This window comes from Microterricola viridarii, assembly GCF_001542775.1.
Taxonomy (GTDB): domain Bacteria; phylum Actinomycetota; class Actinomycetes; order Actinomycetales; family Microbacteriaceae; genus Microterricola; species Microterricola viridarii_A.
Genome location: NZ_CP014145.1, coordinates 730222 through 749101, shown reverse-complemented (window position 1 = coordinate 749101; position 18880 = coordinate 730222). Strand labels below are relative to the sequence as shown.

Annotated in this window: 19 protein-coding genes, 1 tRNA gene and 1 pseudogene; 4 read left to right on the top strand and 17 right to left on the bottom strand. The window is 69.2% G+C overall.

Annotated features, from left to right (window positions below):
- Nucleotides 1–2 precede the first annotated feature (2 nt).
- The 9 genes from AWU67_RS03350 to prfB all read right to left on the bottom strand — a co-directional run bounded on the left by AWU67_RS03350 (nucleotide 3) and on the right by prfB (nucleotide 9973).
- Nucleotides 3–1307, bottom strand: coding sequence for an HNH endonuclease signature motif containing protein (locus tag AWU67_RS03350; protein WP_067226750.1), 1305 nt, complete (start codon nucleotides 1305–1307; stop codon nucleotides 3–5).
- 489 nt (nucleotides 1308–1796) lie between these two features.
- The gene (locus AWU67_RS03345) at nucleotides 1797–2531 is read right to left on the bottom strand and encodes a tyrosine-protein phosphatase (RefSeq protein ID WP_067226748.1); all 735 of its coding nucleotides are present in this window, start codon (nucleotides 2529–2531) and stop codon (nucleotides 1797–1799) included.
- A 3-nt stretch (nucleotides 2532–2534) separates the two neighbouring features.
- Nucleotides 2535–3011: an SsrA-binding protein SmpB gene (smpB, locus tag AWU67_RS03340; RefSeq protein ID WP_067226746.1), complete on the bottom strand. Its 477-nt coding sequence runs from the start codon at nucleotides 3009–3011 to the stop codon at nucleotides 2535–2537.
- Between the two features lie 55 nt (nucleotides 3012–3066).
- Complete coding sequence (locus tag AWU67_RS03335; protein ID WP_160329712.1) at nucleotides 3067–3780, bottom strand: ATP-binding cassette domain-containing protein; 714 nt, start codon at nucleotides 3778–3780, stop codon at nucleotides 3067–3069.
- Complete coding sequence (locus AWU67_RS17295) at nucleotides 3764–6205, bottom strand: hypothetical protein (RefSeq protein WP_160329711.1); 2442 nt, start codon at nucleotides 6203–6205, stop codon at nucleotides 3764–3766. Before AWU67_RS17295 ends, AWU67_RS03335 begins: the two co-directional genes overlap by 17 nt.
- Complete coding sequence (locus AWU67_RS03325; protein WP_129586621.1) at nucleotides 6115–6747, bottom strand: hypothetical protein; 633 nt, start codon at nucleotides 6745–6747, stop codon at nucleotides 6115–6117. The genes AWU67_RS17295 and AWU67_RS03325 overlap by 91 nt, the downstream gene beginning before the upstream one ends.
- Nucleotides 6748–6791: 44 nt before the next feature.
- Nucleotides 6792–7706: a permease-like cell division protein FtsX gene (gene ftsX, locus AWU67_RS03320; RefSeq protein WP_067226737.1), complete on the bottom strand. Its 915-nt coding sequence runs from the start codon at nucleotides 7704–7706 to the stop codon at nucleotides 6792–6794.
- Nucleotides 7703–8797, bottom strand: a complete 1095-nt coding sequence (ftsE, locus tag AWU67_RS03315) for a cell division ATP-binding protein FtsE (protein ID WP_067226733.1) — start codon at nucleotides 8795–8797, stop codon at nucleotides 7703–7705. The genes ftsX and ftsE overlap by 4 nt, the downstream gene beginning before the upstream one ends.
- Before the next feature lie 72 nt (nucleotides 8798–8869).
- The gene (gene prfB, locus AWU67_RS03310; RefSeq protein ID WP_067226731.1) at nucleotides 8870–9973 is read right to left on the bottom strand and encodes a peptide chain release factor 2; all 1104 of its coding nucleotides are present in this window, start codon (nucleotides 9971–9973) and stop codon (nucleotides 8870–8872) included.
- A 170-nt stretch (nucleotides 9974–10143) separates the two neighbouring features.
- On the opposite strand from prfB, the gene AWU67_RS03305 reads away from it, so the two are divergent.
- Nucleotides 10144–11379, top strand: a complete 1236-nt coding sequence (locus AWU67_RS03305; protein ID WP_067226729.1) for an MFS transporter — start codon at nucleotides 10144–10146, stop codon at nucleotides 11377–11379.
- A gap of 60 nt (nucleotides 11380–11439) precedes the next feature.
- Here the strand turns inward: AWU67_RS03305 and AWU67_RS03300 are convergent, their stop codons facing one another.
- The 7 genes from AWU67_RS03300 to AWU67_RS03275 are packed head-to-tail and all read right to left on the bottom strand — an operon-like array spanning nucleotide 11440 to nucleotide 15941.
- Entirely contained in the window at nucleotides 11440–11877 is a 438-nt protein-coding gene (locus AWU67_RS03300) for a pilus assembly protein TadG-related protein (protein ID WP_082716741.1), read from the bottom strand.
- A complete protein-coding gene (locus tag AWU67_RS03295; protein ID WP_067226724.1) occupies nucleotides 11874–12326 on the bottom strand; it encodes a hypothetical protein in 453 nt (150 codons plus the stop codon). Before AWU67_RS03295 ends, AWU67_RS03300 begins: the two co-directional genes overlap by 4 nt.
- On the bottom strand, nucleotides 12301–12693 hold the full coding sequence (locus AWU67_RS03290) for a TadE/TadG family type IV pilus assembly protein (protein WP_067226717.1): 393 nt from the start codon (nucleotides 12691–12693) through the stop codon (nucleotides 12301–12303). Before AWU67_RS03290 ends, AWU67_RS03295 begins: the two co-directional genes overlap by 26 nt.
- Nucleotides 12694–12700: 7 nt before the next feature.
- A complete protein-coding gene (locus AWU67_RS17475; protein ID WP_199922338.1) occupies nucleotides 12701–12874 on the bottom strand; it encodes a hypothetical protein in 174 nt (57 codons plus the stop codon).
- A gap of 18 nt (nucleotides 12875–12892) precedes the next feature.
- On the bottom strand, nucleotides 12893–13840 hold the full coding sequence (locus AWU67_RS03285; RefSeq protein WP_234407344.1) for a type II secretion system F family protein: 948 nt from the start codon (nucleotides 13838–13840) through the stop codon (nucleotides 12893–12895).
- Nucleotides 13828–14712, bottom strand: a complete 885-nt coding sequence (locus AWU67_RS03280) for a type II secretion system F family protein (RefSeq protein WP_234407343.1) — start codon at nucleotides 14710–14712, stop codon at nucleotides 13828–13830. Before AWU67_RS03280 ends, AWU67_RS03285 begins: the two co-directional genes overlap by 13 nt.
- Entirely contained in the window at nucleotides 14709–15941 is a 1233-nt protein-coding gene (locus tag AWU67_RS03275) for a CpaF family protein (RefSeq protein WP_082717131.1), read from the bottom strand. The genes AWU67_RS03280 and AWU67_RS03275 overlap by 4 nt, the downstream gene beginning before the upstream one ends.
- 81 nt (nucleotides 15942–16022) lie before the next feature.
- On the opposite strand from AWU67_RS03275, the gene AWU67_RS03270 reads away from it, so the two are divergent.
- Nucleotides 16023–16104 (top strand) — tRNA-Leu (locus tag AWU67_RS03270).
- On the opposite strand, the gene AWU67_RS03265 is transcribed toward AWU67_RS03270, so the two are convergent.
- Nucleotides 16086–17240 (bottom strand): cation:proton antiporter, encoded by a 1155-nt coding sequence (locus tag AWU67_RS03265; RefSeq protein WP_234407342.1) that lies wholly within the window; start codon nucleotides 17238–17240, stop codon nucleotides 16086–16088. The genes AWU67_RS03270 and AWU67_RS03265 overlap by 19 nt on opposite strands.
- A 134-nt stretch (nucleotides 17241–17374) precedes the next feature.
- Here AWU67_RS03265 and AWU67_RS18045 point away from each other — a divergent pair.
- Both AWU67_RS18045 and AWU67_RS03255 read left to right on the top strand, forming a co-directional pair.
- Nucleotides 17375–18162, top strand: a pseudogene (locus tag AWU67_RS18045) (heme oxygenase (biliverdin-producing)).
- 2 nt (nucleotides 18163–18164) lie between these two features.
- Nucleotides 18165–18845 carry a DedA family protein gene (locus tag AWU67_RS03255; RefSeq protein ID WP_234407341.1) on the top strand — a complete coding sequence of 227 codons (681 nt, stop codon included), beginning with the start codon at nucleotides 18165–18167 and terminating at the stop codon, nucleotides 18843–18845.
- Nucleotides 18846–18880 lie beyond the last annotated feature (35 nt).

The following is an 18880-nucleotide window of genomic DNA, read 5'->3' as shown; positions in this document are numbered from 1 at the left end:
GCTCAGCAGCGAGTCGGTGACGATCCTGCTCTGGATTCGGCGGCGGATGCTGCCTCGAGCTGGTCGGCGAGTTGGGTGCGGGATTTCGTGGATCTTCGCCATGGCGTCTCGGCGTCGGAGCGGCCGCCGCGCAGCCAGGGCGGCGGCTTCACGTGTGGAACCCCGTCGATCATCAGGATCTGCCAGCCGCTGGTCTCGATCGTGCGGTGGTGGAACCAACACAACAGGACACCGTTGCAGGTCTCGGTTTTGCCGCCGTCCCGGTGGGCGATGACGTGGTGGATCTCGGACCAGGCGGCCGGGATCGTGCACCCCGGGATGATGCAGCCGCCGTCGCGGAGGGTGATCGCCCGGCGTTGCTGGGCGTTGAAGACCCGATCCGACGTGCTCAGGCTGATCAGGCGGCCGTCGTCGCCGATGAGGACGGTTTGGGTGCCGCCGGCGCAGACGAACTGCTCCACCGCCCGCATCGACAAGGCCGCGTCGCAGCCCTCAATGAACCCGGAACCGCAGCGCCGGTCGAGGTCCGCCTGCCGCACCGAGACCAGAACGGTCGGGGCAGCCCCACCGATCCGGGGCGCGTCGGCGCTGCGGGCGGCACCGTCGATGAGGCTTGCGAAGACGTCGTGCCGGGCCTGCGCGGTGGCGCGCGGGTCTTTCGGGGCGTCGGGGTCGGCGTCGGTGAAGGTGGGTTTGCTGCGCGGGTTCAGGTACGCGTTCAACAATGTCTCGAACTTCGCGTCGATCTCGGGCAGCAGCGCCATTTTGCGGTGCACGAGACCGTCGCGGGTGAGGCCGGCGCTGATACCCCGCGCCTGCATGGCACGCTCCTCGACGGGCTCGGTGCCGTCCGGGTCCAGCACTTGCTCCCAAACACGCGCCTGCCCGCGGACCTCGTCGGCGCTGAATGGCAGCGGCGACTCGACGGTGGGGCCGGTCGCTGCGGCGACGAGGGCGGTCTCGGCCCGTTCCAGGTTGAGGTCACCGACCCGGGAACGGATCGGGTCCAGAGTGTCGATGATCGCGGCGGCGCTGTCGTAGCCGAGTGCGCCGGCCCGGAGTGCGGCAGATGCTGCGGGGAATGCAGCCGGGAGGGTGTCCCCGGTCAGTGCGGTGCGGGGCCGCACGGCTGCCCCGAGCCGCATCCGTTGGGTGAGGGTGCGCTCCGATGCCAGCGTGATCCGGGCGAGGAGTTCCACGGCATTGCGGCAGCCCTTCTTCGCCGAGAGGCGGTCCTCGCCGAGCTCCCGGAGGGAGCGCGCGCCGACCTCGCCGGCTAGGCGCACCCGCCACGAATCGGCGAGCATCCCAACCCTTTCGATGACCGCCGTCAGCTGTAGCAGGGGTCGTCGTGCAGCATCCGCTCGTCCACCCCGGAGAGGGCCGCCGCCATTTCGGCGTGGGCTGTGCTGACCTCGTCGGTGAGGTTCGGGGCGGCTGTTCGCATACCACAATTCTACGAGAGAATGGGGGTGTCGAACGAGTTAAATCCCTGATGTGGATAAGTTTTCGCCGTGTCAGTGGGGTGCGGTAGCGTCGGAACGGATGGGCCGATCGGGTTGGAAACCGGGCTTCGGTCGCTCGTTCCTCGCTCCCTCAGCCGACGGGAAAGAGGGACGAGGAAGAGGAGACGGGCACGGGGTTTCGACAGGCTCAACCAGCGGACCGGAGATTCCCGCTGGCTGGAAGGAGCGCCAGCGACTGAAGCCCCGACAGGGCGGGACACTGAGCCGGGTTTCGACAAGCTCAACCAGCGGGAGGGCGGGAGGGCGAGAGGGCGAGCCGGGCGCGACGTGCTAGGCGGGCGCCAGCAGCACCGCGCGGAGTCGGTCCAGGTCGTTCTGCGTCATGCCCGAGTCCAGCAGGTACTGGGTGATCGAGCCGTGCTTCTGCTCGATGTTCTGCAGCGCCGCGTCGAGCACCTCGGGCGGGCTGCCGCCCATCAGGGTGCGCAGCGCCGGAGTCTCGGGAACGCCGTGCTCGGCCATCAGAGCGAGCATTCCGTCGAGCCACTCGCCGTCGAGGTTGTCCGCGGAGCGGGCGTAGTCGGCCAACACGATGCCGCGTTCGACGCCAGCCACGAGCAGGGCCAGGGCGACAACAACACCCGTGCGGTCCTTGCCGGCCGTGCAGTGCACGAGCACACCGCCGTCGGAGTCCGCGATGTCCCGCAGTGCCGTGACGACGACATCCGAATGCTGCTCCAAGATCTTCTCGTAGAGGGCTTCCAGAGTGACATTCGCCTCGCCCTGCGAGGCGCCGGAGCCCTCGAACACGGGAAGCCGCACGGTTTCAATCCCGGTGCCGTCCAGGTCGTCCGGCATCATCGAGGCCTCAAAGTCATCGCGCAGGTCGATCACCCGGTGCACGCCGAGCCGCAGCAGATCGCCCTTGCCCGCATCCCCCAGCTTGCTCAGCCCGTCGGAGCGGAACAGCTTGCCGGAACGAATCACACCGCCCGGGGCAGGGTACCCACCCACGTCACGGAAGTTGAAGGTTCCGGCAACGGGGATGCGATCGTGCGGGTTCATAGCTCAGTCTCCGAGGTTCTTCCTGCTAGCGATGGCCCGGTCGGACTCACGCTTGTCCTGGCGCTCACGCAGCGTCTGACGCTTGTCGTATTCCTTCTTACCCTTTGCCACGGCCAATTCGACCTTGGCACGGCCGTCCTTGAAGTAGATCTGCAGCGGGATCAGCGTGTAGCCACCGTCTTTGGTCTTGTGGCTGATCTTGATGATCTCCTGCTTGTGCAGCAGCAGTTTGCGCTTGCGACGCGGCGGGTGGTTCGTCCACGTTCCGCCCTTGTACTCGGGGATGTGCACCGCATCGAGCCAAATCTCGCCGCCCTCGACAAAGGCATAACCGTCGACCAGGCTGGCGCGACCGGCGCGCAGCGACTTGACCTCCGTCCCCGAGAGAACCATTCCGGCCTCGTAGGTGTCTTCGATCGTGTAGTCGTGGCGGGCCTTGCGATTGGTGGCCACAACCTTCTCGCCACGTTCCCTGGGCACGACGGGCTCCTTCTGTCTTGGGGGTGGCCCGGCGTGTGCCGAGCAGCCTTTCACTCTAACGGATGCCGCTGCGCCGTATTGTCGCCTGCGTCGTCTCCAGCGTTGCGCCCGGCGGCGTGCCCAACGTCGTGCGCACATCGGCGGCATCGATCAGCGCCTGGTCACTGGAGGCGACGAACAGCGCGCTTCCGGCCTCCCGCAGCGCCTCGAGCGCGGCAATCATGCGCGCGGCGGCCGGCCGGTCGAGGCCGGCCGTCGGCTCGTCGAGAATCAGCAGCGGCGGTTCCAGCAGCAGGGCACGTGCCAGCGCGACGCGTCGGCGCTCACCAATCGTGAGCTCGGCCGGCCGGGCGTCGGCAAGCTCGCCGACGCCGTACTCGGCGAGCAGCGCGGCCGCCCGCCCCGCGAGCTCCCCCGCCCGCCGCCGCGGCACGGCCGGCAACAACACGTTCTCGACCACGCTGAGGTGGCCGAGCAACGTGGATTCCTGGTCGACATAGCCGAGGTGCGCGGAGCGCCGGGTGGCGACCGCATCCTGGCTCAGGCCGTCCAGTTCCTCGCCGTTCCATGCAACGGTTCCGGATGTCGGCTGCAGCAGCCCGGCGGCCACGCTCAGCACGCTCGTCTTACCCGAGCCGCCCAGCCCGGTCACGCAGTGCAGGCGAGAGGGGCGCAGCGCCACGTCAACGGAGTCTGCCAGCACGGTGACCGCGCCCGCGCGATCGGCGAAAGCCACACTCACGGCGCGGAGTTCAAGAAGCGATGCCACGGGACAGGGCCGCCTTTCGGGCTGGGATGGGTTGAGGAGAGGGCGCCCGGGATGCGGAGGGGCGCCGCGGCAGCAGGAAGAGCGCGGTGGCTCCGAGCCCGGCGACGAGCGCGGCACTGACCGCCGTGTTCACGCCGTCGACACCCACCGAACTGAGCACAAACCAGAGCGCGTAACTGCCGAGGAACACCGCGGCCAGCGGCCCGGCGAGCGTTGCCGCCATCCCGGCCAGTCGCACGTCTCGCGACGGCCAGCCGCTGGCGAGCAGCACCGTCTCACTCGCGGGGGCAGCCACGGGCGAGCCACGCCGCACAGAAGCCAGCAACACCAACCCGGCGCCTACCCCGCAGGCGGCGAGCATCAGTTGCGCCAACCCTCCCCCGCCGGGTTCGGCGGCGGCGGCGCTGAGCGCCGCGAGAGGGGCCATCACGGCGAGCACGGCACAGGCGCGCGGCAGCGACTCCGCGGGCGTGCGCCAGGCGCGCTGCACGCCCCAGAGCACTGCCGAGCGCGGCATCCGCAGGGGCTTGCTCGGTCGCGCGGGCGCCACCGGCTGATCGAGCGGGCCCGCTGACGGATCTTCACCGAGGACGCGCGCCTCGGGGCGGTACTCGAACTCGAGCACGGTGAGAAGTTCCGCCTCGCTTGCCGTGCGCGTGATCGGCGCCCGGGTCGAGCGGGACAGCGAGGAGATCACGACAGTGGCGACGACCAGCAGCGCGACGGCGATGACGGCCGCGCTCAGCGCCTGCTCTGCGGCCAGCAGCACCGCGGCGAGCCCGGCCAGGGCCAGCAATGGCAGGGCCATCGCGTAGTCTGCGGCGAACCAGCGCACGATGCGGCCGCGCCGCCAGCCGAGGCTCCTGAGCACTTCCGCCTCGCGACGACGGGCAGCGACGCCGGTCAACTCGCTGACGGCGAAGGCGCCGAGCACGGCCGCGATCGCGGTGCCCAGGAGCAGTTGAGTGCCCGCAGAGAGGCTCAGCCCCGCCCCGGCTGCTGGCCCGAGGACGCTCCATCGTTGTTCGATGACGCCGAGCTCGCCGACCTGCTGCGGCTCCGCGGCATCCATCGTGCCGAAGGCGAAGTTGCCCACGCTGACGCTGACGGCCTCGCTCTGGCTGCCGGCCACGATGACTGCCCGGTAGCCGAGGCGCTCGATGTCGCGGGCGGTTCGCACGACCGCCGTGATGCCCGCTGCATCGTAGCTGTCGACCCCGGCGACGCGCACGCGCACCGCGTCGACCTTGTTCTCCCAGGCGAAGGCAGCGGAGCGGATGTCGGCGATCGCGCCGGTCCGGTTGCCGGCGAGCCCGAGTGTGCCGAAGCCGCCAACCATGGTTCCGGGAGCGGCAGTCTGGCCGTCGCCGTCGGCGAGCAATGTGGCCTGGTTCGGTTCGTACGCCCCGAGAGGGGTCCCGGCAGCCAGCTCGGTGATCGCCTCCTCGTCGGCCACGCCGAAGCCGCCGACCGAAATGGCACCGGCGTACTCTCCCTGCCCGGTGTTACCGCGTCCCAGTTTCCGAACGGCTCCGAAGAGGGCCTCGGAATCCGTGGCCCCCTGGCGGACGGTTGTGTCCGGGGTCGAGGAGAACCCGAAACTCGATGTTTCGTCCGCGACCAGCCGACCGAAGCCGATCCCGTCGAGTCGGACCTGGTGTCGGCCGTCGGCCGTGACAACGATGTCGGTGGGCGCCGCGTCATGCACGCTGGCCGAGCTGGACAGGTCTAGTGAGTAGGGGTACAAGCTTGGAGTGGTCGGCGCATCCACGGTGCTGCCGGGCCACGGAAGTGCCACTGCGCCGTTGAAACGCGAGTCCAGCAGCGCAGAGGCGTCCACACGAACAGGAGGGAGCGCGACGCCCGGCTCACCGTTCCGGATGGCATCGGGCACGGGCGGCGGCGGGACGTAGCTCGTGTCGCCCGGCTCCTGCCGAGGGAAGTTCGGGCTCGGGCCGAAGGACTCCACGCTGAGCTCGGCACGCAGGGGCCGTAGATCCGCCGCCTCTGAAAGCAGGATGGGCACCATGGGGCCGATCCTCCCGCCGAGTAGATTGGCGTCCGGTTCCTCATTGCGCTCCGCCTTAATACGCAGGTATTCCGCGTACGCGGGCCCGGCACGGAACGCCGCCTCTGAATCGCGTTGATCCTGCAGCATGGCGGTGATCTGCCGCGCCTCAGCCGTGTCCCGGTCGCTTGCCCACCGCTCGATGGTGTCGAAATCGGTCGGGCGTTCGCCACTGAGCGCAATCAGCGGCTCGAGAAACTCTCCGGCCGCGCCGAGCAGTTGCCTCTCGGCGATCGGGTCAACGAGCGTCATCCGCTGGTCGACACTCAGGGAGCCGCCCACCGGAACCTGGATGTTCTGGCCATCACCCCAGCCGGAGTAGGAGGAAGAGCTGCCATTAATGGCCTCCAGCCACACCGCGACCTCCTCCACCCGGGGGTGTTCCCGGGAAAGAGCGCGCACGGGATCATCACGTCGGCGAAGCCGCACTCGGCGGCAGTGGCTGGTCCCTCCACGGCGGGCAGATTGGCACGATCGATCGTCAGCGCATAGGCCATCTCCGAGAGCAAGCGCTCCCCCAGCCCGTCGTCACCGATCAGCCGCACCGTGGCCCGGAAGCTCTCGGGTGCCGAGACAGGCTGATCCTGCATGACGGGGATGCGGATCTCGGCCTGCCGATACCCTCGATCGGGCAGCGCAATCTGCGCGATCGGCGCGGCCACGTCGACGCCGGGCAGCTGGCGTATCGCCTGCACGTCATCCAGGGTGAGCAGTTTCTCCCCGGCGTACAGCGAGTTCGGCGCCAGCAGTGTCGGCGCTTCGCCACCGTCATCCGCCGTCACCAGAATGTCGTAGATCCCGCGTGAGGCGGGGTCGACGCTGGCGCCGAGAGCAGCTGATGCCGCATTCTGCAGCAGCGCTGAACCCAACAGCAACACGGCCACGAGCCCGACGGTCACGGCGCGCAGCGGCGCGCGCATGAACCGTCGGACCGGGCCGGGCACTAGACCTTCAGATACCTGGATATGGCGAAGTTCGCCGAGAACGCGGCGAGCACGGCGCCGACCACGAGCAGGATCGGCACGACGATGAGGGCGTCTTTCACGTCGACGAAGCTGGTGAACTGCATGGCGCCGCCCAGATAGCCCTGCACGAAGAAGTGCACGATACCCACGACCGCGCCTCCGGCCAGGAGTGAGCCGAGCAACGCGGCGAAGACACCCTCCAAGACGAACGGCGTCTGGATGAACCGGTTGGACGCGCCCACCAGGCGCATGATGCCGATCTCCCTGCGGCGCGAGAACGCCGACAGCCGGATGGTGGTCGCGATCAGCAGCACGGCGGCGATCAGCATGAGCGCGGCAATGCCGATAGCCGTGTAACTGGCGGCGTTCAGCACCGAGAAGATCTGGTCGAGATAGCGCCGTTGGTCGGTGACCGTCTCGACGCCCGGCATGGTGCCGAGGCTCTCGGAGAGCACGGCGGCGTTGGACGGATCGATCAAGTTCACCCAGAACGTCTGGTTGAGCTGGTCGGCCGTCACATACTCGGTGACCGGGTTGCCCTCGAACTGCTTCTGGAAGTTCGCGTAGGCCTCGTCGTGGCTCTCGAAGTAGAACTTGTCGATGAAGGGCGCCAGCACCGGGGACTCGAGCTGAGCCTTCACGGCCGCGATCTGGTCGTCGGTCGCCTCACCGCCGGCGCAGGACTCCCCCGGCGAGATGTCGGTGCAGAGGTAAACGGCGACCTGCGCCTTGTCGTACCAGACGTTCTTCATCTGCGAGATCTGCATCTGCATGAGCACAGCCACGCCCACGAAGGTCAGCGAGATGAAGGTGACGAGCACGACGGATACCACCATCGACGCGTTGCGGCGCAGGCCGTTCGCAGCCTCACCGAGGACTAGACCGATTCTCATTTCGTCGGTCCCACTTCTTGTGCACTGCTCGGATCGGTTTTCTCGCCAGGGGCGCGGAGGCCGAGCCGCTCGGCCAGCCCCAGCTGCTCGGGGGCCTCGTGCCGGGAAACCGGCAGCAGCGGGCGGATCATGCTGCCCGTCACCGGGGCGGGCGGCGGCGCAGGGGGCGCCGGCGGGGTGGCCAGGGCCGCTGCCGTGACGGCGGCCGCGGCATCCGTCACCTCATCGCTGAACTCGGGCTCGACGTAGAGGGGCTGCGACATGGTGCTGGTGGGCACAGCGTTGGTGGGCACCGCACTGGTGCGAACAGCGTCGGTGTGCACGGCGCCGGTGTGCACGGCGCCGGTCGTCGGTGCGGCCTGCGGCGTTGATGACGTGTCGGATGCAACGGCCAGGATCGGCACGGCGCTCGTGGCGTATCCGCCGTGGCGCTCATCACGCACGATGGTTCCGGCGCTCAGCTCGAGCACGCGGCGCTGCATCTGGTCGACGATGGCGGCCTCGTGGGTGGCCATCATGACGGTCGTGCCGCCGGCGTTGATGCGTTCGAGCAGGGTCATGATGCCAGCGCTCGTGGTCGGGTCGAGGTTTCCGGTCGGCTCATCGGCCAACAGCACCTGCGGCTTGTTCACGATGGCGCGGGCGATCGCCACACGCTGCTGCTCACCGCCGGAGAGTTCGTGCGGGTAGCGCTGGGCCTTGCCGTCGAGGCCGACCATCTTGAGCGTGTCCGGAACGGCTTCCTGGATGTAGCCGCGCGACTTGCCGATCACCTGCAGGGTGAAGGCGACGTTGTCGTAGACGGTCTTGTTCGGCAGCAGGCGGAAGTCCTGGAAGACGACGCCAAGATTGCGCCGGAAGTACGGGATCTTGCGGTTCGAGATGCTGCCGAGGTCCTGGCCGAGCACGTGAATGCTGCCGCTGCTCGGTTTCTCCTCTTTCAGCACGAGTCGCAGGCAGCTCGATTTGCCCGAGCCTGAGGCGCCTACGAGGAAGACGAATTCTCCCCGGAGAATTTCAAGGTCGATCGCGTTCAGCGCCGGCCGTGTGGTTCCCGGGTATTTCTTGGTGACGTGGTCAAAGCGAATCATGACACTCCGAGCTTAGGCAGGGGTGCGAAGAAACGGCGCAGCGACGCGCCACGTCTCAGCGTGGCGGTGAGCTTAGTGGGCGCCCTTGCGCCAGCGGATGCCGGCAGAGATGAAGCCGTCGAGGTCGCCGTCGAACACATTGCTCGGGTTGTTGACCTCGAAATCGGTGCGCAGGTCCTTGACCATTTGGTACGGCGCGAGCACGTAGCTGCGCATCTGGTCGCCCCAACTGGCCGTGATGTTGCCCGCGAATTCCTTCTTCGTGGCGGCCTCCTGCTCGCGCTGCAGCAGCAGCAGGCGGGACTGCAGAACGCGCAGCGCGGCGGCGCGGTTCTGGATCTGGCTCTTCTCGTTCTGGCAGCTGACGACGATTCCGGTCGGCAGGTGGGTGATGCGCACGGCGGAGTCCGTCGTGTTCACCGACTGGCCGCCGGGGCCGCTGGAGCGGAACACGTCGATGCGAATGTCGGCCTCAGGCACGTCGACCGACTGGGCCTGCTCGATCAGGGGCACGACCTCGACTGCGGCGAAGCTGGTCTGGCGCTTGCCCGCCGCGCCGAACGGCGACATCCGCACCAGGCGGTGGGTGCCGGCCTCGACACTCAGGGTTCCGAAGGCGTAGGGGGCGTCGACCTCGAAGGTGGTCGACTTGATGCCCGCCTCCTCGGCGTAGCTGGTGTCGAGCACGCGCACCGGGTACTTGTGCTTCTCGGCCCAGCGCAGGTACATGCGCATCAGCATCTCGGCGAAGTCGGCTGCGTCGACGCCACCCGCGCCTGCGCGGATCGTGACGACGGCCGGGCTCGGGTCGAACTCGCCGTCGAGCAGCGTCTGCACCTCGAGCTCGCCCATGAGCTTCTGCAGGCTGGCCAGCTCGGAGCGTGCCTCCTGGGCGCTGTCCTCATCGCCGGCCTCATTGGCCAGCTCGACGAGCACCTCGAGGTCGTCCAGCCGACTGCCGATGCTGGTGATCTTGGCAAGCTCCGCCTGGCGGTGGCTCAGCGCGCTGGTCACCTTCTGGGCGTTGTCGGTGTCATCCCACAGGTCGGGGGCACCGGCGGCCTCGCTCAGGCGGGCGATGTCGGCGGCGATGGAATCCACGTCGAGTACGGCGCGAATGTCGCCGAAGGTGGACCGCAGGGCGGCAATCTGTTCCGAAATATCGAGCTCAATCATGTCGGCACCAGCCTACCGGCGCGACGCGCGGCGTCGCGAAAGGCGGCAGCCCATTTCCAAGGAAACCTCCAAATCAGTGACCGACAGGAAAGCAAGCCGCTCCTCGCTCCCCCGCATTCCGCAGCCCGCGTCATCCGCGACGCCGTGGCTGGGCATAGCATCGGAGGACCATGTCTGCACCCGCGCGCCCCTTCTCCATGCGCTCGGTCGCACTCGCCGCCTTCCTGCCGACGCTGCTGTTCTCGATCGGCGAGGGCGCGATCATCCCGCTCATCCCCTTGGTCGCGCACGACCTCGGCGCATCACTCGCCGTCGCCGGGCTGCTTGGCGGGCTCGTCATGGTCGGCACGGTCGTCGGCGACATCCCGAGCGGCGTGATCGTCAGCCACATCGGCGAGCGCACCGCCATGATCTGGGCGGCGCTGTTGGCCGTCATCGCCGTGCTGATCTGCCTCGCGGCACCCAACGTGCTCGTGCTCGGCATCGGTGTGTTCATCGTCGGGCTTGCAACCGCCGTGTTCGGCCTGGCCCGCCATGCCTTCCTGACCACCTACGTGCCCCTTCAATACCGGGCCAGGGCGCTCTCCACTCTCGGCGGCGTGTTCCGCGCCGGCTACTTCGTCGGACCGTTCCTCTCCGCCGCCGTGATCCACTTCAGCGGCGGCACGCAGGCCGTGTTCTGGGTGTTCATCGTCTGCTGCCTCGCGGCCACCGCCGTGCTGATCCTGCTCCCCGACCCGGCCAGCACATTCGGGCCCGCGCAACGCCGCGCGGATGGGCCGGCAGGCGACGGCCTGTTTCGCACAATCTGGCAGAACCGCGCCGTGCTGCTGCGGCTCGGCACCGCGGTCGGACTGATCGGCGCCATGCGCGCCACCCGCCTCGTGATCCTGCCCCTCTGGGCCGTCAGCATCGGCATCGGGCAGACCGACACGGCGCTCATCATCGGCATCGCCGGCGCCGTTGATTTCGCCCTGTTCTACGTCAGTGGCCACATCATGGACCGCTACGGGCGGCTCTGGAGCGCGCTCCCCTCGATGCTCGGGCTCGGCTCCGGCTTCCTCGTGCTCGCTTTCACCCACGACCTCCCCGCCGCCGTGCAGTGGTTCATCGTGGTGGCGATGTTCCTCTCCGTCGCGAATGGCATCGGCAGCGGCATCATGATGACTTTGGGCGCCGATCTCGCCCCGCGCGGGAATCCCGCGCCGTTCCTCGGCGCGTGGCGCTTCGCCGGCGACTTCGGCTCCGCCGCGGCGCCGCTCGCCGTCGCCGGCATCACCGCCATCGCGTCGCTCGCCCTGGCCAGCGGTGTCGCCGGTGTGGCCGGACTCCTCGGCGCCGGCATGCTGCTGCGCTACATCCCCCGCTACCTGCCGCGCGCAGCCACTCACCCTGCATCGAAATGACAGTTGAGCGTGTTCCCGAGCCCCGGGAACACGCTTGACTGTCATCTCGGCGCGGGCCCACTACCGGAACATTGAGCGGGCCGTCGAGCTGACCTCGAGGCGGATGCCCTCCGGTACGAACACGGTGAGCACGGGCGGTCGCCACCAGGCGCTCAGTGTCACCAGCGCCGAGGCACCGTCCGGGCTGCCCGCGTGCTCGACCCGCAGATCCTCCAAGGATCCGTGCGGCACGGCAGCTAGGTGTTCGAGCGCCGCGGCGCGCACATCGACGTCGCTGACCGCGACGGTGAGGCCGCCAGGCGTCAGGTGCACCGCACTGAGCTCGAACGCCTCCGCGCCGGCGAGCGCTGCACCGTCCGCGACACTGAGCAATCGTTTGCGCTCCAATGACAGCGAAGTGGCGGCGACGACGAGCAGGATCAGAACCAGGGCGAAGGCGCCGTAGAAGATGGTCAGGATCAGGCTCGAGCCGTCCTCCCCGCGCAGCCGCCCGGTCACGGTTGCGCTCCCCAGAACTTCGAGACGCGTTGGGTAGCGGATGCCGCCAGCGGCACGCTCGTACTCTGCCGCAGGCCGAGCACCTCCGGCACGAACGGCAGCGCCACCGTGAGGCGCACGCTGACCGTGACGGTCTCCCCGCGCACCAGGCAGCCGGGTTGCCCATTCGTGCAGTCGAATGCGAGCGCTCCGGCCTCGGCGCCCAACCCGTAGTCCGCGAGCGTCACGGCGAGCGCTCGCGCCGCGGCGGCCTGCCCGGCCTCCTCGTCATCGGCGAGCACGAAGGCCCTGGCGGCTTGCCGCGCCGCGCCCTCCGCGGCGAGCGCGCCCGCCTGCAGCGCAGAGACGGCGAGCACGAGGTAAACCAGCGGCACCATCAAGATCAGGCCCACGGTGAGGAACTCGAGCGAGGCGGAGCCCCGCTCAGTCCGGAAGCTCCAGCGCCGCATGCCCGGTCACCTCCAGAGCCGACTCGATTCCGAACAGCCCGATCACGGGCAGCGGCGTGACGACGCGCACCTCCGTGCTGCGCAGATCGGCCACCTCGGTGTAGCCGGCCGTCACGTGGGTGGCGTACGCCGGCCCGATGCCGATGCTGATCAGCTCGCGGGTGCGCTGGGCACCGTCGTCCAGCGTCGCCCCGGCAAGTGCTGCCAGCCGTGCTCCCTCTGCCGCGGCATCCTGCACCGTGTTGCGGATGTGCAGGGCCAGAGCCAGCTGGATGACGGCTAGGCAGAGAAGGGTGAGCAGCGCAGCAACCATCGTGAACTCGGCCAGCGCACTGCCGCGTTCGTCGTGCCTCAAGCCGCCGGCCATCTCCGGCTCAGAACGTGAGGACGCGCTGGATCGCCTGATCGAACACCTGCGCGAGCGCCGTGCCGGCCAGCCCCCAGATCAACACCACGAGGCCCGCCGTCATGAGCGAGATGAGCACCCAGCCGGGCACGTCGCCGCGCTCCTCTGAGCTCAGTCGTGTCATTCCAGTGAATCGGGACATGGTTCCCTTCCTTCCTGTTCAAAACCCGGCCTGGAGCACGAACACCCCAGGGAAGATCGCAAAGATGACGGTGAGCGGCAGGATCAGGAAGATCAGTGGCACCAACATGAGCACTTCCTTCTTGCCGCCGCTCTCCATCAACTCCCGCTTCGCGACGCCGCGCGCGTCGCTCGCCTGCGCCCGCAGCACCTCGGCCAGCGGCGTGCCGCGCTCCAGCACCGCGACCATCTGGTCGATGCAGCGGGCGAGCGCTGGGATGCGGAGTTCGGTGGCCAGCTCGTGCAGGGCCACGGCGAGCGGGATGCCGGCATGCACCCGGCCGACGACGGCACCGAATTCGGCCGCCAGCTCGCCGGAGCTGGCCCGGGCGACCCGGGCCAGGGCGTCCTGCAGCCCTTCCCCCGCCGAGAGGCTCAACGTCAGGAACTCGAGGACCAGCGGTAACTCGCCCTCGATTCGCCGCAGCCTGGCTCGCGCGCGCCGGCGCAACAGCAGCTCCGGCACGGCGCCGCCCACCAGGAAGGCGGTCGGGGGCAGCGCGATCTGGGCGAGCGGCGGCAGCGTGCTGAGGCTGGAGCCGGTGACGGCGACCGCCAGGCCGAGGGCGAGCCCGAGCACCGCGGCGAGCAGTTGTTCGGTGCGGAACTGCACGACGCTGCGGGTGGATCCGGACTGGCGGAGGCGCCGGGCCAGCAGCTCGGAGCCGCCGAGCACATCGCCCAGCCCGGCAGCCGCGCGAGCCACGGCGGGGCCGAACAGGGTGCCGAGCACCGGCAGCGGGTCGACGGTGTGCCGCTCGGCACGCTCCCTCGCGGCCTCCGAGATGTCTCCGAGGTACGGCGCGATCCGGTCGATCAGCCGGGCCCGGCGCAGCCGCGGGGTGAGCGCGACGAGCGACCAGAGGCCGAGGCCCAGCGTGCTACCCAGCGCGAGCGCCCAGCCGGAGAGGGCGCTCACCGGAACCACCGCGGTTCCTCCGGCAATCGGCCGAGCCTCAGCATCACCCGGTAGGCCACGACGGAGACGAGCAGACCGCCCAGGATCAGCAGCGACCCTGCCGGGGTGTCGTAGGCCAGTGCCGCCTCCGGCCGGGAGGCGAGCAGCAGCAAGACAATCCACGGTGCGGCGACGCCCAGCCGGGCCGCATTGACCACCCAGCCCTGGCGGGCCTTCAGCTCCGCGCGCACCGCGGCATCCTCGCGCAGGGAACCGGCGAGGCTCCGCAGCACGGCGGTCAGCTCCGTGCCGCCGACCTCACGCGCCATCCGCAGCGCTTCCAAGATCCGGTCGGCGACAGGGTCGGCGAGCGTGTCCTTCAACCGGTCGACGCTCCGGTCGAAGTTGGCGCTCGCCCGGTAGTCGCGCTCGAAGTCGGCGAAGGGTGCGCGGGTGCTGGGCGGTCCGGCCCGTGCGACACTGCTCACGGCATCCGGCAGCGAGAGTCCGGAGCGCACGGCCGAGACGAGGTGGTCGACGACATCCGGCCACACCTCCCGGTGCGCGGTGCGTCCTGCCGCGGCCCGCCAGCGCACGAGCAGCAGCGGAAGCAGGAGCGCCGCGGCGCCGGTCAGCACGGCGAGCGCGGTGATGCCGAGCAGGGCCTGGGCGAGACCAGCGGCCAGGACCCCGAGAACAATCGAGAGGGCCGCGAAGGCGAGCGGCGGCACCCCGCGCAAGCCAGCTTGGGCGAGCAGTCGGGTCGCGCTGGCGCGGACACCGGATGCCGCGGCGCCAGCAACCGGCCGTGCCCGCCCGGCCGGCCAGAACACCGGCGAGAGCGCCAGCAGCAGCCCTGCCCCGAGTAGCGCCCCGAGCAGCACAGCCACAAGGCCGCTCATTCCGGTCCCTGTCCGAGCACCACCGCCGGATCGAACCCCGCCGAGCGGAACTTCTCCAGCTTGGGCGGCTGCGTGCCGAGCGCGTGCAGTTCGCCGTCGCGGCGCTCGAACAGTGGCTCGGCCTCGACCTGGTCGTCGACCACGCGGCCGGTCACGGCGAGGATCTCGGCCAGTCGGCGGGTGCCGTGCCTGTCCATCTCGCAGTGCACCACGATGTCGACGCAGCCGGCCACCGTCGGCAGTACGAAAGCGGAGTCGATGTTGCGCCCGGCCAGTAGCGGCAGCGTGCTCAGCTTCACGAGTGCGTCGCGCCCCGAGTTGGCGTGGATCGAGCAGGCGCCCGGAATCCCGCTGTTCAGAGCGAGGAGCAGGTCGAGGCTCTCCGCCTCGCGCACCTCACCGACCACGAGCCGGTCCGGCCGCATCCGCAGCGACTCCTTGATCAGCCGGCGCAGGGTGATCTCGCCGGTGCCCTCCAGGCTCGGCTGCCTGCACTGCATCGCCACGACGTCGCGCGCCCGCAGGTCGAGCTCGAAGGTCTCCTCGACCGTCACGATGCGCTCGCGGTCGCGCGCGGCCCCGAGCAGCGCGTTCAGCATGGTCGTCTTGCCCGCTTGCGTGGCGCCGGAGACGAGGATGTTCTGCCCGGCCAGCACGCACATGCGCAAGAACTCGGCTGCCTGTCGGTTGAGCGAGCCGGCCGCGACGAGTTGGTTGAGGGTGCGGATGCGGCGGCTGAACTTGCGGATGTTCACCGACCAGTAGCGCGCCGTCACGTCGGGGATGACGACGTGCAGACGGCTGCCGTCCGGCAGCGAGGCGTCCACGAACGGCGAGCTGAGATCCACCCGCCGGCCGGAGCTCTGGAGCATCCGCTCGACGAGTTCGCGCACCTCGCGTTCACCCAGCACCGTAGTGGTGAGCTGCGCCACGCCGGACCGGGCCACGAACACCCGAGTGGGCGAATTCACCCAGATCTCTTCGATCTCGGGATCATCGAGGTACGGCTGCAGCCGGCCGAAGCCGGTGAGCGAGGCGACGGCCTCGCGCGCGGCCTGCTCCTCGTCGTGGATCAGCGGCAGCGCCGTGCCCAGCGCCCGCTCGCTGTAGCGCCGCACCTCGTCGCGCACAAAGCTCTCGGCGAGGGCGGAATCGGCGGCCAGATCGACGCTCTCCCGACGCACCCGCGCACGCACCTGCTCGGTGATCATGCGCACGGCCTCGCTCATGCCGACCATGATGCTCCTTTTGCCGGAACGGCGCAGAAGTTATCCACAGGCTCCGCTTCCACCTAAACTGGGGAGGCACTCGCGGGAGTGGTGAAATTGGCAGACACGCAGGATTTAGGTTCCTGTGCTTTCGAGCGTGAGGGTTCAAGTCCCTTCTCCCGCACCGTGATTGGCCCGCGCGAGCATGCCGGTGGCCACGGCCGAGGCGACCACGGTGACGAGGGCGCCGAGCAGGATCCCGGCATCCTCCCCGCTGACCAGCACTCCGCTCTGGAGGCCGAGGGTGACCGCGGCCACGGGAACGCCGAGCTGCCCCGCGGATGCCGCGGCCTGCAGCAGCGGCAGCCGGGCCAGCCGTGCGGCGAGGTGTGCCAGCACCGCCGCGGCGCCCAGGCTGACCCCGAGCAGGAGCATCTGAGGGTGGCTGATGAGCCCGTGCAGGTTGATCGATGCGCCCAGCCAGACGAAGAAGAACGGGCCGAAGAAGCCCTCCGTGATGCCGAACAGCTGCCTGGCCAACCGCCGGGGCTCCCCCGCGGCGGCCAGCACCAGCCCCAGCGCGAACCCGGCCACCATGATCGAGACGGAGCCGAGCTGCGCCACCGATGCAAAGGCGAACAAGACGAGCAGACTGAACCGCAGCTCCAGCGCGAAGCCGCGCTCCTCGGAGAAGTGGTGAAGCCGCTCACGCAGGTCGGTGCGTCCGAACCGGATCAGCAGCAGCGCCAGCAGTGCCGCCGCCACGGCGATACCCAGACCGGTGAGCGCCACCTGCAGCACGCGAGCTGGAGCAAGCACCATCGGCAGCGCGACGATGCACGCGACGTCCGCGATCGCGATCTGGGCGACCAGTTGGGCGGTTGAGCGCCCGCCCAGGCCCGACGATTGCAACATGGGCAGCACCAGCGCGGCGGATGACGACGCGATCAGCACCCCGTACAGCGCCGCGTGGCCGGTTCCGAACACGCCCGCCATCAGAATCGCGAGCACGACGGCCCCGAGCCCGACGAGCGCCGCGCCGAGCGCGCCCGGCCCGATGGCGGCTCGCACGGCGGGGTCGCGCACGGGAACATGCGAGCCGACCACGACCATCGTGAGACCGAATCCGATGTTCGCCAACAGGGTGACCGTGCCGTCCGTGGAATCGAGCAGGCCGAGCCCCGACGACCCGATCAGCAGCCCGCCGGCCAGCTCCCCGACGACCGCCGGGATGCGCCAGCGTGCCCGCGCAGCGAGCAACGGCCCGAGCAGTCCGACGAGCACAACCAGTGCGAGCAGCGTGAACGTCACAGTCGTCACGTTACGCCGCCGCGAACGCAGCGCAACGGTGGTCGCCGAAGGTGCTGCCGACCGCGCTGCGCTTCAGAAGGCGAGGTGCTCCGGGCGTTGCACCGTGCGGCCTGCGCGCACTCCATTGAGTTGGTGCACAGCGCATGCCGCATTCCACGAGATCCGCCCGTCACAGTGTCACTCGGGTGCCCGATTCCGGCCCTGAATTGGTGTCAGCACTCTCCAATCCGTTTCGCTATCATGTAGGTATGCCTAAGCTAATCTCGCCTGAGTCGCACGCTGCCGAAACCGTCTCTTCCGAGGACGCGCTCGCGCTCGGCGCGCGCCTGCGCACCGAGACGCATGATCAGCACCGCTCCACCGAGACGCGCACATTCATCGTCGAGCTGATGAAGGGCGAGCTGACGCTGGCCGACTACACCCGTTACCTCGCGCAGCTGGCGTGGGTCTACGAGGCGCTCGAGTCACGCACCCCCCGCGCCGACGACTTCGCAATCTACGACGTGCGCCTGAACCGCCTCCCCGAGATTGAGAGCGACCTCGTCGCCCTCGGTGCAGCAGACTGGCGCAGCAGCCACCCCGCGCTGCCCTCCACCCAGCGCTACGCCGAGCGCCTGCGCGAGCTTGTCGCGACCGACTCCCCCGCTACGTGGCGCACCACTACACCCGCTACCTCGGCGACCTCTCCGGTGGCCAGGCCATCTCGCGCCTGGTGGCTCGCCACTACGCCGCCACCGATGAGCAGCTCGCCTTCTACCGTTTCGACGGCATCGAGAACCACGTGCACTTCAAGCGCGAGTACCGCGAGCAGCTTGACGCCCTCCCTCTCAGCGACGAGGAGTCCGCAGCTGTTGTCGACGAGGCGCTGGCCGCCTTCGAGTTCAACGGCGCGCTGTTCGACGAGCTGCACACCCCAGCAGTCGCAGCGTAGTCGTGCGCATCACCGCCAGCGTCAGCGACGACCTCGTCGGCCTGCTGGGTGACGTCGGCACGATCATCTTCTACCTCATCGTCTGGGGTTTGGTCTTCGCAGGCACCGCCCTGTTCTTCGGCATTTTCGTTCCCTTCGTCACCGGCGACTCGCTTCTCTTTGCCGCCGGTCTCATCGCGGCCAGCGCATCCGGCGTCGACATCTGGGTGCTCACCATCGGCGTCGGTATCGCGGCGTTCCTCGGCGACCAGGTGGGCTTCCTGCTCGGGCGCCGATTCGGCAGGCCGTACCTCGACAAACGCGGCGGACCGCGCACACAGAAGGCCATTGCGAAGACCGAGTGGTTCTACACCACCTTCGGCTGGTGGTCTGTCGTGATCGCCCGCTTCGTTCCATGGGGACGCGTGTTCATCCCCGTGATCGCCGGTGTCGGCCGGATGGCATACCTGCGTTTCGTCACCGCCAATCTCGTCGGAGCGCTGGCGTGGGGCGTCGGCATCACGCTGATCGGCTACTTTGCCGCATCCATTCCCGCGGTGAAGGCCGGCTCCTATGTCATCGCCGGAATCGTGATCACGGCATCGATCATCGCGGGCATCCGCGCATGGCGCTCTGACAAGGCCGAGCGCGCCGAGCTCGCGGCGCACCCAGTGACGCCAGGCGCGCCTACATCCGAGGGATGATCTTGGGCCAGCCCCCGGCTCAGGCGCCCGCTGGA

Bases quoted from the DNA above. Each gene is read 5' to 3' on its own strand.
- AWU67_RS03345 (WP_067226748.1), bottom strand. From the start codon at position 2,531: ATGAACCCGCACGATCGCATCCCCGTTGCCGGAACCTTCAACTTCCGT.
- AWU67_RS17475 (WP_199922338.1), bottom strand. From the start codon at position 12,874: ATGTCCCGATTCACTGGAATGACACGACTGAGCTCAGAGGAGCGCGGC.
- AWU67_RS03350 (WP_067226750.1), bottom strand. From the start codon at position 1,307: ATGCTCGCCGATTCGTGGCGGGTGCGCCTAGCCGGCGAGGTCGGCGCG.
- AWU67_RS03305 (WP_067226729.1), top strand. From the start codon at position 10,144: ATGTCTGCACCCGCGCGCCCCTTCTCCATGCGCTCGGTCGCACTCGCC.
- ftsE (WP_067226733.1), bottom strand. From the start codon at position 8,797: ATGATTCGCTTTGACCACGTCACCAAGAAATACCCGGGAACCACACGG.
- AWU67_RS03280 (WP_234407343.1), bottom strand. From the start codon at position 14,712: ATGAGCGGCCTTGTGGCTGTGCTGCTCGGGGCGCTACTCGGGGCAGGG.
- prfB (WP_067226731.1), bottom strand. From the start codon at position 9,973: ATGATTGAGCTCGATATTTCGGAACAGATTGCCGCCCTGCGGTCCACC.
- AWU67_RS03275 (WP_082717131.1), bottom strand. From the start codon at position 15,941: ATGAGCGAGGCCGTGCGCATGATCACCGAGCAGGTGCGTGCGCGGGTG.
- AWU67_RS03290 (WP_067226717.1), bottom strand. From the start codon at position 12,693: ATGGCCGGCGGCTTGAGGCACGACGAACGCGGCAGTGCGCTGGCCGAG.
- ftsX (WP_067226737.1), bottom strand. From the start codon at position 7,706: ATGAGAATCGGTCTAGTCCTCGGTGAGGCTGCGAACGGCCTGCGCCGC.
- AWU67_RS03295 (WP_067226724.1), bottom strand. From the start codon at position 12,326: ATGCGGCGCTGGAGCTTCCGGACTGAGCGGGGCTCCGCCTCGCTCGAG.